The sequence below is a fragment of the Campylobacter concisus genome (genome assembly GCF_002913715.1).
GTDB classification, from domain to species: Bacteria; Campylobacterota; Campylobacteria; order Campylobacterales; family Campylobacteraceae; genus Campylobacter_A; species Campylobacter_A concisus_AG.
Genome location: NZ_PPCE01000009.1, coordinates 357099 through 370312, shown reverse-complemented (window position 1 = coordinate 370312; position 13214 = coordinate 357099). Strand labels below are relative to the sequence as shown.

The 13214-nt window shown below is 37.0% G+C and carries 15 protein-coding genes and 1 tRNA gene; 5 read left to right on the top strand and 11 right to left on the bottom strand.

The features are described 5' to 3' along the window. The 11 genes from yihA to CYO92_RS05785 all read right to left on the bottom strand — a co-directional run bounded on the left by yihA (position 1) and on the right by CYO92_RS05785 (position 9290). The gene (gene yihA, locus CYO92_RS05835) at positions 1–615 is read right to left on the bottom strand and encodes a ribosome biogenesis GTP-binding protein YihA/YsxC (RefSeq protein ID WP_103589026.1); all 615 of its coding nucleotides are present in this window, start codon (positions 613–615) and stop codon (positions 1–3) included. Continuing rightward, on the bottom strand, positions 612–1088 hold the full coding sequence (lptA, locus tag CYO92_RS05830) for a lipopolysaccharide transport periplasmic protein LptA (RefSeq protein WP_072594780.1): 477 nt from the start codon (positions 1086–1088) through the stop codon (positions 612–614). The genes yihA and lptA overlap by 4 nt, the downstream gene beginning before the upstream one ends. Further along, positions 1061–1561, bottom strand: coding sequence for an LPS export ABC transporter periplasmic protein LptC (locus CYO92_RS05825; RefSeq protein WP_258033828.1), 501 nt, complete (start codon positions 1559–1561; stop codon positions 1061–1063). Before CYO92_RS05825 ends, lptA begins: the two co-directional genes overlap by 28 nt. Before the next feature lie 17 nt (positions 1562–1578). Continuing rightward, on the bottom strand, positions 1579–2067 hold the full coding sequence (locus CYO92_RS05820; RefSeq protein WP_087584728.1) for a KdsC family phosphatase: 489 nt from the start codon (positions 2065–2067) through the stop codon (positions 1579–1581). Beyond that, positions 2064–2639, bottom strand: a complete 576-nt coding sequence (gene hisB / locus CYO92_RS05815; protein ID WP_180997830.1) for an imidazoleglycerol-phosphate dehydratase HisB — start codon at positions 2637–2639, stop codon at positions 2064–2066. The genes CYO92_RS05820 and hisB overlap by 4 nt, the downstream gene beginning before the upstream one ends. 15 nt (positions 2640–2654) lie before the next feature. Further along, entirely contained in the window at positions 2655–3512 is an 858-nt protein-coding gene (locus tag CYO92_RS05810; protein WP_103589023.1) for a septal ring lytic transglycosylase RlpA family protein, read from the bottom strand. Beyond that, positions 3499–4710, bottom strand: a complete 1212-nt coding sequence (locus CYO92_RS05805) for a lytic transglycosylase domain-containing protein (protein WP_103589022.1) — start codon at positions 4708–4710, stop codon at positions 3499–3501. The genes CYO92_RS05810 and CYO92_RS05805 overlap by 14 nt, the downstream gene beginning before the upstream one ends. 64 nt (positions 4711–4774) lie before the next feature. Then, positions 4775–5560 carry a TatD family hydrolase gene (locus CYO92_RS05800; RefSeq protein ID WP_103589021.1) on the bottom strand — a complete coding sequence of 262 codons (786 nt, stop codon included), beginning with the start codon at positions 5558–5560 and terminating at the stop codon, positions 4775–4777. Continuing rightward, entirely contained in the window at positions 5557–6813 is a 1257-nt protein-coding gene (locus CYO92_RS05795; RefSeq protein WP_103589020.1) for a GGDEF domain-containing response regulator, read from the bottom strand. The genes CYO92_RS05800 and CYO92_RS05795 overlap by 4 nt, the downstream gene beginning before the upstream one ends. Before the next feature lie 88 nt (positions 6814–6901). Beyond that, the gene (locus CYO92_RS05790) at positions 6902–8422 is read right to left on the bottom strand and encodes an AAA family ATPase (RefSeq protein ID WP_180997827.1); all 1521 of its coding nucleotides are present in this window, start codon (positions 8420–8422) and stop codon (positions 6902–6904) included. Next, the gene (locus CYO92_RS05785; RefSeq protein WP_103589123.1) at positions 8415–9290 is read right to left on the bottom strand and encodes an NAD(+) kinase; all 876 of its coding nucleotides are present in this window, start codon (positions 9288–9290) and stop codon (positions 8415–8417) included. Before CYO92_RS05785 ends, CYO92_RS05790 begins: the two co-directional genes overlap by 8 nt. Before the next feature lie 92 nt (positions 9291–9382). On the opposite strand from CYO92_RS05785, the gene aspS reads away from it, so the two are divergent. The 5 genes from aspS to CYO92_RS05760 all read left to right on the top strand — a co-directional run bounded on the left by aspS (position 9383) and on the right by CYO92_RS05760 (position 13196). Next, the gene (gene aspS / locus CYO92_RS05780) at positions 9383–11140 is read left to right on the top strand and encodes an aspartate--tRNA ligase (RefSeq protein ID WP_103589019.1); all 1758 of its coding nucleotides are present in this window, start codon (positions 9383–9385) and stop codon (positions 11138–11140) included. Positions 11141–11394: 254 nt separating this feature from the next. Then, complete coding sequence (locus CYO92_RS05775) at positions 11395–11964, top strand: adenylate kinase (protein ID WP_103589018.1); 570 nt, start codon at positions 11395–11397, stop codon at positions 11962–11964. A gap of 105 nt (positions 11965–12069) precedes the next feature. Continuing rightward, complete coding sequence (locus CYO92_RS05770) at positions 12070–12408, top strand: NirD/YgiW/YdeI family stress tolerance protein (protein WP_103589017.1); 339 nt, start codon at positions 12070–12072, stop codon at positions 12406–12408. 69 nt (positions 12409–12477) lie between these two features. Continuing rightward, positions 12478–12996 (top strand): inorganic diphosphatase, encoded by a 519-nt coding sequence (ppa, locus tag CYO92_RS05765; RefSeq protein ID WP_103589016.1) that lies wholly within the window; start codon positions 12478–12480, stop codon positions 12994–12996. Positions 12997–13119: 123 nt separating this feature from the next. Further along, a tRNA-Ile gene (locus CYO92_RS05760) sits at positions 13120–13196 on the top strand. The last annotated feature ends 18 nt before the right edge of the window (positions 13197–13214 follow it).

Genomic DNA, 13214 nt, shown 5'->3' with positions numbered 1-13214 from the left:
TTATCTACCAAGAGCGTTATTTATGATAGCTTCTCTAGCCTTTTCGATACCGCTTTTATTAAGAGTTGAGACCAAGATACCACTTGGGTCAAATTTCATTACCGCACTCTTTTGGCTTTGATTTAGCTTATCACTTTTTGTATATAAATTTAAAATTTTCTGATCAGCCCTTAAAAAGCTTTTTAGATAAGCATCCACATTTACGTCTATATCTAAATCAAAATGCCTAGCATCAATTAGATGTACAAAAAGTCTAATGTCGCTTCTAAATTTCAAAAACTCATCTAAATTTTTACGCCATTCATCATGCTTTGACTTTGCCACTTTTGCATAGCCAAAGCCTGGCAAATCAACCAAAATGAGCTTAAATTTATCTTTTTCTTCCTGTTCATCTTTTTGCTCACAAAACTCGGCCTCAAAGAAATTTATAAGCTGAGTTTTACCAGGAGTCGATGAGCTTTTGGCTAGATTTTTTTGATTTACAAGTGTATTTATGAGGCTGCTTTTACCAACATTTGATCTGCCTAAAAAGACGACTTCGCTTGTTACGAAGCTTGGAGCCTCTTTTATGCTTAGACTTGATGTGATAAATTTAGCACTTAGTGGCCTTATCACTTATCTTTTTCCTCTACCTGAAAGATAAACTTAACAGGCTTTTTTTCATCACTATTTACACTATATGTGCCATCTTTTTGATTGACAACGATCTTTTCACCATAAACATTTTTATCAGTTTCTACCTCATGCAAATAGCCATTTCCACTAACAGTATAGATCTGTTTTGCTGGCTCGTATGTAAGAGTATTGCCTTTACCGTCGTAGTGCTTATCTTTTATAAAAATTTTTGCTCTAGCATTGCCAGTGGCCACATATTTTATAGGCTGGCGTTTTTTGTCAAAATAGACGACCACTTTATCTGCCTTAAGCTCATCAAATGAGCCCTTTTTGATATTTACATTACCTATAAATTCACTAGTTTGCTTATTCTCATCTGCAAAAAAATCATTTGACGTGATTTCAACTTGCTCTGCATTTAAAAATGTAAAACCCAATATCACCGCTAAAATTGCTGATTTTCTTCTACCCATGCCCTTAACCCTTTTACCTGCGTTTGTTTTTTAGCAAGATCATAGCTTCCACTCTCACCCAGTGCCTTATCATTATTTCTTATGAGCGTGAAATTTGCTTCAGATCTTACTATTTTTGTTTTTGTTCCATATATCACTTCGTCACTTATAAATCTCAAACTATCGTTGTTTTCATAGTTTGCATTCTTTTGAAAGATGATTTCGTCATTTTGTGAGATTGCTTTGTCTGAGCTTAGAAAATGTTTTAAATTTCCTCTTAAAATTTTTGCTTTAAAACTCAAAAATTCATCTTTATCATTGTATCTATTTAGCTCATCAGCCTCGTAGACTCCGCTTATTTTCGTGGAATTTATCTCATAATCTATCACGTCATTTATCTGCATATTTGATATCTTTGTATCAATCTTTAAAACATTTGCAAGATATGGATCTTGGGCCGCCAAAAATATCATCACGACACTAAAAATTGCCACGACGAAGTAGAAAATTTTTACAACCAACGCTTAGACCACTCGTCATATAAATTTTCTGATTTTATAATAAGCTCGATCATCTCTCTAACCGCGCCATTGCCACCTTTATGCTTTAGCTTTGTCTTTACGTCAAGCTCTTTTATCGCATCTTTTGGCTTAAAGCTCCAAGCAACTGCATTCAAAATTTTATAGTCATTGTAATCATCGCCGATAGCTGCTGCATTTTTAAAGCTAAGCCCTTCAAATTTTAATATCTCACTCGCCACTTCAAATTTATCACCAACACCTTGATAGACGTGATTTATCTTTAGATCCTCTGCTCTTCGCTCAACAATGGCTGACTTTCTGCCAGTGATGATAGCTACTTTTTTACCAAGCTTTAGCCAGCTTTCTATCGCGTAGCCATCTTTTACATCAAAAAATTTAAGCTCTTCGCCATTTGCATTGTAGATGATCTTGCCATCAGTCAGGCAGCCATCAACATCTAAAAATATAATCTCTATCATAAAACACCTTTTGTGCTTGGTGTGCCAATCCTTGCGTTTTTAGCAAGCGCTCTACGAAATGCGACGGCAAATGATTTAAATGTTGCTTCGATGATGTGGTGAGTGTTTTTACCGCGAATTTGATTTAGATGAAGCGTGATACCAGAATTTATAGCAACTGCCCTAAAAAACTCCTCCACAAGCTCAGTGTCAAACTCCCCTACTTTGGCATTTTCATTAAAATTTTCATAGACAAGGTAGGCTCTGTTGCTAAGATCTAGCGCACAAAAAACAGCCGCCTCATCCATAACAACACTTGCCTCACCAAATCTCTCAACGCCACTTAAAGGATACAGGGCCTCTTTTAAAAGCTGACCCAAAACTATGCCGACATCCTCAACGCTATGATGAAAATCAACATGGGTATCGCCCTTGCATGAAATTTCAAGATCAAGCAAAGAATGCTTTGTAAAAGCTTCAAGCATATGGTCAAAAAAACCAATGCCAGTATCTATCTTTGCAACACCAGAGCCATAAATTTTAAGTTTCATTGAGATTTGTGTCTCTTTTGTATTTCTAGTTAGTTCTAAAATTTCTTCTCTCACGCCCTAACCTCTTACTATAAATGCACCTTGGAATTTACCGCTTCTTGCATAATCCCTAGCCTCGTCCTCACTTCTAAAGCCATTTAAAAATACCCTATAAATGGTCGAGCCATCTATAGTAAATGTCCTAACTACCGACTTATAACCATCTATGCTTTGATGCTCTCTTTGATATCTGTTTGCGCCCTCAAGGTTTTTAAATGAGCCAATTTGCACCATAAAATCTCCACCTACGACTCGTTGCTCTGACGAAATAATAATGCCTCCAGTTGGAGCTGTCGGAGAGACTGGATTTGGCACTTTTATGCCAGTGCTTGTCGGTTTTGCTTGAGTGTTAATGCTTGCAATAGCATTAATATCTTCATTAAAGCCTATGACTTCCATACTAACTGGAGCTGTGCCTGTACCGATAATATCAAGTTTAGTTGCAGCCGCCTTTGAAAGATCTAAAACTCTATCAGCCACAAAAGGTCCACGATCATTTACACGAACAATGACGCTTTTTTGATTTCTTAAATTTGTTACTTTAAGGATCGTATTCATCGGCAAAGTTTTGTGTGCTGCGGTCATGTTGTACATATTATAAATTTCGCCGTTTGAGGTTGTTTTACCATGAAAATTTGGACCATACCAGCTTGCTGTGCCACTTGCCCTATCGCCCACACTTACAACGGTTGGGTAGTATGTTTTGCCATTTATCGTGTAAGGCCTCATTGTTGCTTTTTGAATAGAAGCTGAATTGTTGCCCTTTACATTAGTTGGGCCACTTGGTGTAAATGGTGCCCCACTCCAAGAGCAACCAGTAACTAGAAGAGTAAAACTTAGTCCTATATAAAATTTTAGGCTCTTATGGTATGACAATATTTGCTCCAACATTTAAATTTGAACTAGCAAAAGAATTTGCATCTTTTAAATCTTTTTCGCTTACATTAAATTTTTTAGATAAAGAAGCTATCGTATCACCAGTTTGTACTATATAGTTTTGAGATTTATTTTGTGCGGAAAATGGAATAATTAGTTTTTGATTATAGCTTACGGCATTTGTGCTAAGCTCATTGTAGTCTTTGATCGCTCTATGACTAACACCTGTTTTTTTAGAGATAGAAAGTAATGTTTCGCCCTTTTTTACAACGTAGGCATAAAAATTATTTTTACCATTAAATGGCTTGAAATTTTCTGCAAAAAGCTGTTTTTTGTTTTCAGGGATATAAACATAATAATCTTTTAGAGTTGGTGGAGTAAATACAAATTTTAAGTGCGGATTGTTATTTTTCATCTTTTTTGTACTAAGACCGATACTATCGCCTATTTGAGCTAAATTTGTACCGCCAGGTACTTTTACTTTTACAAGCTTTAGTCCTCCATTTATATTTAATAAAGATGAATCTTTAGACATCAAGAAGTCCGCGTCTTTTGCAGTATATGATGCTCTTAAAATTTTGATAACAAAATTTCTAGTTTCGGCTGGAAGGTATTTTTTCTCAGCATCAAGAAGTGTTACAAGATCATCTGTGCCAGCTTTTTGTATAGCTCTTTTTAAGGCTCCATCGCCGCAGTTATAGGCCATAGCTGCTAGATACCACTTGCCAAATTGATTTTTAAGCGACTTTAAATAATTTGTAGCCGCAATAGTAGACTCTACTGGATCTTTTCTCTCATCGACATACTGTCCCACCTTTAGACCATGCAGTCTAGCCGTTTGCTCCATAAACTGCCACATGCCAGTAGCTTTTGCGTTTGAGACTGTGTGATTTGAAAAGCCTGATTCTATCATAGCTAGATAAAAAAATGACTCAGGTACGCCGGATTTTTTGATCTGCTCTTTTACCATCGGTATATACATATAACCATTTTTTAGAGCTTCTGTAAATGTTTCAAGTTGTGATTGTTTGATACCTTGTCTCATCTTTGCATAGTGAGAAGTCTTCATAAAGCTAGCGTCAATATCCAGCTCTTTTAAAATTTTTACCTGAGTATCGTATGAGCTTTTTTCAGGTGTATTTGCCAGTAGCAAGGTACTACATGCAAACATTAAAAATATTTTAAGCATTGCTTTCATTTCTATCCTTTTTCGTGTCAAAACTTAAGATGCTAGCATCTTAAACAAGTGCAATGCCCAAAATTTAAGCAAAGCACTTAAACAACCTTTTGGCATTATTTGAAGTTTTTTCACAAATAACTTCAAACTCAAGGTTTAAAATTTCAGCTATCTTTTTAGCAACAAATGTCGTAAACGCCGGCTCATTTCTCTTGCCACGATTTGGTTCTGGCGTGAGATAAGGAGCGTCAGTTTCAATAACTATCCTATCAAATGGGATTTTTGGCAAAATTTCAACTAAATTTTTAGCATTTTTAAATGTTAAAACACCGCCTATGCCAAAGTAAAAATTCCCAAATTTACAAAGCTCTAAAAGAAGTGGCGAAGCATTATAACAGTGCAAAATCACTCCAGCTTCAAGCTTTGGTGCATACTCTTTTAAGATATTAAAAGAGTCCTCATTAGCCTCCCTAACGTGAAGAATAACGGGTTTTTTTAACTCAACAGCTAGATCAAGTTGAGCTAAAAAAATACGTTTTTGATCCTCTTTTTCTTTTATCTTTTCATTTTCATCTTTTGGTAAGCGAAAGTAGTCAAGACCGCATTCACCAATCGCCACACACTTTTCATCTTTAGCAAAATTTCTTAAAATTTCAATATCAAAACTCTCTTTATCATATGGATGAACTCCAGTGGCAAAGAAAATGTCAGAATTTTCATGCGCTATTTTAGCCGCTTTTGGTAAATCATTGATATCAGCTCCAGGGATAATAAAGCCTTTTAGCCCTAAATTTCTAGCTTCACCTAAAATTTTATCAAGGTCAGGATCATAAACTTTACTATCCAAATGGCAATGCGTATCTATAATCATAAAGCTATTTCTACCCTGTTTCTACCATTTTCTTTTGCGACATAAAGCGCTGAGTCACAAGCTTCAAGCATATCATCTATCTCGCAGTGACCTTTTCCAAAAGATATGCCGATAGATACGGTCACTCTTACGATCTTATCTTTTATCATTACCTCATTTTCAGCCACTTTTGTTCTTAAATTTACAAAGAATTTAATCGCCTCTTCTCTTATTATCTTTTTAAGAACGACGTAAAACTCCTCGCCGCCAAACCTAGCGATCACATCGCTTCCTTTTGTGTTGTCAATTAGTATTTTTGCGAGTGATTTTAGTATCTTATCGCCACCATCATGCCCGTATGTATCGTTTATTTTTTTAAAATGATCTATATCAAGCATAGCAAATGCATAAGGTTCATCAAGCTCTTCAGCTGCTTGGACGTATTCTTCTATGTCTTGATAAAAAAATCTTTTATTGTAAGCGCCAGTTAAAAAGTCGCGGTTAGCAAAATTTGCTATCTTATTTATATTCTCCATCGCCTCGATAGTGTTATTTACACGGCAAATGAGCTCTTCTTTAGAAAATGGCTTTGCTATAAAGTCGCTAGCTCCATTTTTTAAAAATATCGAAGCATCTGTTTTGTCGCTAGGCGAGGTCATCACGATCACGCCAAGGTGATTTTTATCTTTCTCTTTTCTCACCTCTTTTAAGACTTCTAAACCATCTTTAACAGGCATTCTATAGTCAGTTATGATTAAATTTATATCAGGATTATCAGCAAAATAGCTCATCGCCTCTTCGCCGTGGGCTGCTGCTATGACCTTAAACTGAAGGCTAGTTAAGATCTTTTTTATCATATTTCTAAAAGGCAGTGAGTCCTCAACGACTAGGACTTTGTATTGTCTATTTTTGCTTAGTCTATTTATCATTTGAAAGATATAGTTGATATCATCCATATTTCCTTTATAAACATAATCCACAATATCTTTATTTATAAAATTTTGCCTTGTTTCATCATCAATGCTACCTGTTAAAACGATAGCCGAAAGCCCTTTGGAAAGCGCATAATCAACAATTTCGCCATTTGGTGCGTCGGGCAAATTTAGATCCAAGATAGTCATAAAATAATCTTTGCCGTGCTCGCTAATAAGCATCTTGGCTTCGGCAAAATCATACGCAACGTCGATCGCCATATCCTCAATACTCTTTTCCATCTGCATGACGATTAGCTTTGCTAATGCTTTGTTATCATCAACTACTAGAATTCTTTCCATATTATTCCTGTGTTTTTTTATTAAACTAGCTCGGATTCTAACAAATAAACCTAATCACAAAGCTTAAATTTAAAATTTAAATTTTAAGCTATTTTAAAAGTCCTTTCGCAAAATTTATTGCCTCTTCACTTATGTGCTCACCGCTTATCATACGTGCTAATTCGCTAACTCGTTCATCTTTATCAAGCTCTCTTACGACCGAGTTTTCTCCATGACGCTCTACCAAAAAGTGCGAATTTGCCTTTGAGCTAAGCTGCGGCTGATGTGAAATGGCAAAAATTTGATAAAAATTTGCAAGCTTAAGCAAAACATTTGCGATACTCATCGCCTCTTTTCCGCTTAAATTTGCATCTATTTCATCAAGTATGATGACGTCACCTCCCGTTTTTGTGATCTCGCTAGAGGCAGCTATGAAGGCTAGTCTTAAGCGGTTTAGCTCGCCTGAGCTTAAATTTTTAAGCGAGGTCTCATTTAAATTTAGACAAACCTCGTCAATGCCCAAAATATCAAGCTTTTTAGCCTCAATACTCAGCGCAATATCTGGCATATAAAGCTCTTTTAGGTATAAATTTATCATACTCTCAAGCTCTTTTAAATTTACACCCCTTGCCTTGCTTAAAGCGCTGGCTAGCTCATTTGCCTTTTTGCTTAAAATTTCAAATTTCTTTTCTAGCTCACTCTTTTCAAAGCTTAAATTTTCATATCTAGCAAGCTCTTTTTCCTTTTTATCAAGCGCTTCTAACGCCTCCTCTTCGCTGCCATATCTTCTGATGATAGCATTAAGAGCTTCAATCCTATCAAGCACGCTCTCCACGTCGATATCGTCAAGCTCCTCCATATTTAGGCTATCTCTTGCGACCCTTAGTTCATTCATCGCATCTTCAAAAAAGCCATTGTCAAGATCACTGATGCTTAGCGCCTCATTTACGCTGTGCTCTAGCTCAAATATCCGATCAGCCCTAGCCCACGCCTCATTTATCTTATCCTTTTTACTAAGTCTTTTTTTAGTCTCCATAAGCTCTTCAAACTCGCCTTTTTTAGGCCCGACACTTCTTATCTTCTCGATCTCAAAGCTAGCAAGCTCCTTTAGCTCCTCGACCTTTTTCTCTTCCTCTTTTATAGTGGCTAGCTCTTTTGAAATTTTAGAAAATTCCAAAAACGCCTCTTCAAATTCCTGCTTTATCTCTTTAAATTTCTCATTTTTTGAAATTTCAAGCTTGTCAAGCAAATTTAGAAATTTCTCATTTTCAAATTCATTTGCCTCTTTTGCCGAGAGATATTTGATGTGCTCGCGCGCCACTTGGGCTAAATTTCTCTTTGAGATGGCTTGTTGGTTTATAAAATACCTCGTGCTCTTATCTTTTAGAAGCTTGAAAATATTAACCTCTTCATTTTCTATGCCAAACTCATCAAGCTCAAATTTATGCTCAACGTCAGCTTCTATTAGCCTTGCCTCGCTATCTTTTAGCCCAAAAACAGCCATTATCGCGCCCATTAGCACCGACTTACCAGCGCCGCTAACGCCTGTAAATACACTAAGACCCTCTTTGAAATTTAGCTCGACATTTTTAAAATTTAGATAATCCTTAATCAAAATTCGATCAATCATTATAACCCCAGTGAAGTTTCTCTTTTAAAATTTGAAAATAATCCCTGCCAATATGACGTATCAGCCTCGCTTTTTTATCACTTAGGCTCATGCTGACGGCTGAAATTTTACTCATATCAAAGCGGTCTTGTCCGTCTATAACCAAAATGGCGTCGCTATTTGTTCTAAATTTGACCGTGTGATTTTTGGTAAGCACGACTGGACGCTGCGTGAGCGAGTGCGAACAGATAGGAGTTACTGTAAAAACTTCGCTTAATGGATAGATGATAGGGCCATTTGCGCTCATGTTATATGCCGTTGTTCCAGCAGGTGTCGCTACTATAACGCCGTCACCAAAATATGAATTAAAATATTTTTCATTTAAAAGTGCCTCGATATGTGTCATCGAGCCACCATTTTTGCTAACGATGACTGCATCGTTAAATGCTATCTTTTGCTCAGTTTTGCCATCATTTTTATGAAGCGCGACATCAAGCATAAAAGGCATTTCTACCTCAAATTTACCATCAAAAAAGTCTTTAAAAAATTTCTCACTTTCATTAATCATTATGTCAGTTAGAAATCCGAGTCTACCAGCGTGTATACCAAGTACAAGTGGCGAGATGTGAGCTAGTTTTCTACAAGTTGAAATGATCGTACCATCACCGCCAAGGGTGATCAGAAATTCACACTCTTTGGCTAGTTTTATCAGCTCAAAACCATTTTTTTCTATACGCTTAGCACAATTTTTTTCAAGCAAAATTTCTGCGTTATACTTTTTTAAAATTTTTTCTAATTTTTCTAAATCTTGCCTAAACAATGGATAATCTTTAGCAATAAGTCCCACTTTTTTTGTGCAAAAAGTATTAAATTTTTGTTCATTTTTCATGTAAATGATTGTAACATATTTTATTTTAACAAAGCTTTTCAAAAGAAAAAAGCGATTATAATTGCCTAAAAAACATTGCAAAGGAGCATTTTATGCGAAGTCATTATTGCACCGATCTTAGCAAAGCTGACATCGGCAAAGAAGTAATACTTTGTGGCTGGGCAAATACATATAGAGACCATGGTGGCGTTGTTTTCATCGACTTAAGAGACGTTAGTGGGCTTATACAATTAGTTTGTGATCCAGCTGATAGCAAAGAAGCACACGACGTGGCTGCAAAAGTAAGAGATGAATATGTCTTAAAAGCAAAAGGAAAAGTAAGAGCTAGAGGCGAAGGACTAACCAATCCAAAACTAAAAACTGGCGAGATAGAAGTAATAGTAAGCGAGCTAATCATCGAAAATCCAAGCGAGCCACTACCATTTATGATAGGTGATGAGAGTGTAAATGAAGATATCAGACTAAAATACCGCTTTTTAGATCTAAGAAGCGAGCGCTTGCAAAATATATTTAAAATGCGTTCTCGTGCAGCGATCGCAGCTAGAAACAGCCTAGATAAAATGGGCTTTATCGAGTTTGAAACTCCAGTTTTAACACGCGCAACTCCAGAAGGTGCGAGAGACTACCTAGTGCCAAGCCGTGTATATCCGGGTCAATTTTATGCACTCCCACAAAGCCCACAGCTATTTAAACAGCTTTTGATGTGTTCTGGCTTTGATAAATATTTCCAAATCGCAAAATGCTTCCGCGACGAAGATCTAAGGGCTGATCGCCAACCAGAATTTACTCAAATAGATATCGAAATGAGCTTTGTCGAACAAGAAGATATCATAAATATGGCTGAGACGATGCTAAAAGACATCTTTAAAGCCTGCGGATACGATATCAAAACACCATTTAGACGCATGAGCTACAAAGAGGCGACTGAGACTTATGGTTCAGATAAGCCTGATCTTAGATACGATCTAAAAATGATCGATGTTATCGATATTTTTGAACGCTCAAGTAATGAAATTTTTAGTTCTATTGCAAAAGATAAGAAGAAAAACCGCATCAAAGCGCTAAAAGTACCAAATGGCGACAACATCTTTAGTAAGCGTGAGATGAATAGATTTGAGGAATTTGTACGTAAATTTGGTGCACAAGGTCTTGGCTACTTCCAAATGAAAGAAGAAGGACTAAAAGGCCCACTTTGTAAATTTTTCGAGCAAAGCGATCTTGACGAGATCGTCTCAAGATGTGAACTAAAAGTTGGTGACGTCGTATTCTTTGGAGCTGGTAAGAAGAAGATCGTGCTTGATTATATGGGACGATTTAGAATTTTCCTAGCTGAACAAATGGGCATCATCGATCAAGACAGACTTGAGTTTTTATGGGTGCTTGACTTCCCAATGTTTGAGCAAAATGACGACGGCAGCTACTCTGCGATGCACCATCCATTTACTATGCCAAAAAATATAGACGAGCCTGATCTTGAAGATATCCTCTCTATCGCTCACGACGTCGTCCTAAACGGCTTTGAGCTTGGCGGCGGAAGCATAAGAATTCACAAAAACGACATCCAACAAAAAGTCTTTAAGCTTCTTGGCATAGATGAAGCCGAGCAGCGTGAGAAATTTGGCTTCTTGCTTGATGCCTTGACATTTGGTGCGCCTCCACATGGTGGTATCGCGATCGGCTTTGACAGACTAAATATGCTTGTAAATAAAGCAAGCTCGATCCGCGACGTCATAGCCTTCCCTAAAACACAGCGCGCTCAGTGCCCACTCACAAAGGCACCAAGCTACGCTAGCAACGAACAGCTTAGGGAGTTAGGACTAAGGATAAGAGAAAAAGAGCAAAAGGCTTAAAATTTGCCTTTAAAAAGAGATGGAATTTTGTCTTTAAATATTTTTCTTAGACAAAATTCCATCCTAAATTTAAATTTATAAAAAGATGCCTCCAACTTGGCGGCTAATTAAATTAAAACTTGCCTAAGTAGTTTGAGATGATTTTTGTGGTTGCGACGTAAAATTTTGCGCAGATAGAACACTTAGTTCATCAAGCTAAATTTTACTAGCTCCGCAAAAAGCGCTCAAAAGACAAAGGCAATAAAAGGGAAAAAATGAAGAATTTATTTTTAATCATCGGCGCTCCAGGCAGCGGCAAAACAACAGACGCATCTATCATCGCACAGCAAGATGAGAAATTTGCACACTTTTCAACTGGCGATCTTTTAAGAGCTGAAGTCGCAAGTGGTAGCGAGCTTGGCAAACTAATAGACGGCTTTATCTCAAAAGGAAATTTGGTCCCACTTGACGTTGTCGTAAATGCGATCGTCTCAGCTATCAAAAGCTCAAATAAATCAAACATCATAATAGATGGCTACCCAAGAAGCGTTGAGCAAATGACTGAGCTTGACAAGGTCTTAAGCGAGCAAGATGAAATTTCTCTAAAAGGTGTCATCGAAGTAGATGTCAGCGAAGATGTGGCAAGAGCTAGAGTGCTAGGCCGTGCAAGAGGCGCTGACGACAATAACGAAGTCTTTAACAACCGCATGAAAGTATATCTTGATCCGATCAAACCTATCCGCAAATTTTACAGCGAAAAAGAGCTACTTCACGTGGTAAATGGCGAGCGTGGTATCGACGAGATCGTAGCTGACATCAAAAATTTACTAGCTAAACTTCTATAATTCACAGACCTTGCATCAAAAGGTGCAAGGTTTTAAAACTTACCATTTATTAACACCAAAAATGTAATATCCTTTAAATTTAATAACCAACCAAAAAGGATAAAAATGAAAAAAATCTTTATCGCTTCACTGGCTGCTAGCATCGCAATGGCTGGAGGCTTTGTCTCAAATCACAAAAGCGAAAATGTTATAAGCGTAAAAGAGGCTTTAAAACTAAATGATGACGCAAAAGTCGTACTTGAGGGCAAGATAAAGTCACACATCAAATCAGACAAATATGAATTTGTTGATAAAAATGGCGACGTTATCGTTGTTGAGATCGACAATAATAAGTGGGGCAATGTAACAGCTAACGAAGACACGCTTTTAAGAATAAGGGGCGAAGTGGATAAAGAGCTTACAAAAACAAAGATCGACGTAGATAGCGTAGAGGTTGTAAGGTAGTTAAATTTACGAGTATTTAATGCAAAAAATACTAAAATCACGAAAATTTCTAACACAAAGGACAAATATATGGACGTTTCAAAGATCAAATTTGGCTCAAACCCAGACAAAATCAATGCCGTAATCGAAATACCTTATGGCTCAAATATCAAATACGAGATCGACAAAGATAGCGGTGCAGTCGTAGTTGATCGCGTGCTTTACTCAGCGATGTTCTACCCAGCAAACTACGGCTTTGTGCCAAACACACTAGCAGCTGACGGCGATCCAGCTGATATTTTGGTGCTAAACGAGTATCCACTCCAAGCTGGTAGCGTCATCCCTTGCCGTTTGATAGGCGTTTTAGTGATGGAGGATGAAGCAGGCATGGATGAGAAGCTTTTGGCTGTGCCAGTTACAAAGATCGATCCAAGATTTGAAGCGATAAAAAGCTACGAAGACTTGCCAATTGCGACACTAAATAAGATCAAAAATTTCTTTGAAACTTATAAAATTCTTGAGCCAAACAAATGGGTTAAAGTGAAAGAATTTAAAGACGCAAACGCTGCAAAAGAGATTTTAGACGCTGCGATAAAAAATTATAAATAATTTATAAGCCCTATTTTAGGGCTTTTCTTTTTAAATTTGTTCGTTTTATACTCCACATAAAAAAGACTATTTTTTATATTTAGATAAGCTTTTTCTTGTATAATACGATTTTCTTTCAACTGTGGGTTCATAGCTCAGTTGGTTAGAGCATCCGGCTCATAACCGGATGGTCCCAGGTTCGAGTCCTGGTGAACCCACCACCTACTTTATCAACATTA

Bases quoted from the DNA above. Each gene is read 5' to 3' on its own strand.
- ppa (WP_103589016.1), top strand. From the start codon at position 12,478: ATGGACGTTTCAAAGATCAAATTTGGCTCAAACCCAGACAAAATCAAT.
- lptA (WP_072594780.1), bottom strand. From the start codon at position 1,088: ATGGGTAGAAGAAAATCAGCAATTTTAGCGGTGATATTGGGTTTTACA.
- CYO92_RS05785 (WP_103589123.1), bottom strand. From the start codon at position 9,290: ATGAAAAATGAACAAAAATTTAATACTTTTTGCACAAAAAAAGTGGGA.
- CYO92_RS05800 (WP_103589021.1), bottom strand. From the start codon at position 5,560: ATGATTATAGATACGCATTGCCATTTGGATAGTAAAGTTTATGATCCT.
- CYO92_RS05790 (WP_180997827.1), bottom strand. From the start codon at position 8,422: ATGATTGATCGAATTTTGATTAAGGATTATCTAAATTTTAAAAATGTC.
- CYO92_RS05795 (WP_103589020.1), bottom strand. From the start codon at position 6,813: ATGGAAAGAATTCTAGTAGTTGATGATAACAAAGCATTAGCAAAGCTA.
- CYO92_RS05805 (WP_103589022.1), bottom strand. From the start codon at position 4,710: ATGAAAGCAATGCTTAAAATATTTTTAATGTTTGCATGTAGTACCTTG.
- aspS (WP_103589019.1), top strand. From the start codon at position 9,383: ATGCGAAGTCATTATTGCACCGATCTTAGCAAAGCTGACATCGGCAAA.
- CYO92_RS05775 (WP_103589018.1), top strand. From the start codon at position 11,395: ATGAAGAATTTATTTTTAATCATCGGCGCTCCAGGCAGCGGCAAAACA.
- CYO92_RS05770 (WP_103589017.1), top strand. From the start codon at position 12,070: ATGAAAAAAATCTTTATCGCTTCACTGGCTGCTAGCATCGCAATGGCT.
- CYO92_RS05820 (WP_087584728.1), bottom strand. From the start codon at position 2,067: ATGATAGAGATTATATTTTTAGATGTTGATGGCTGCCTGACTGATGGC.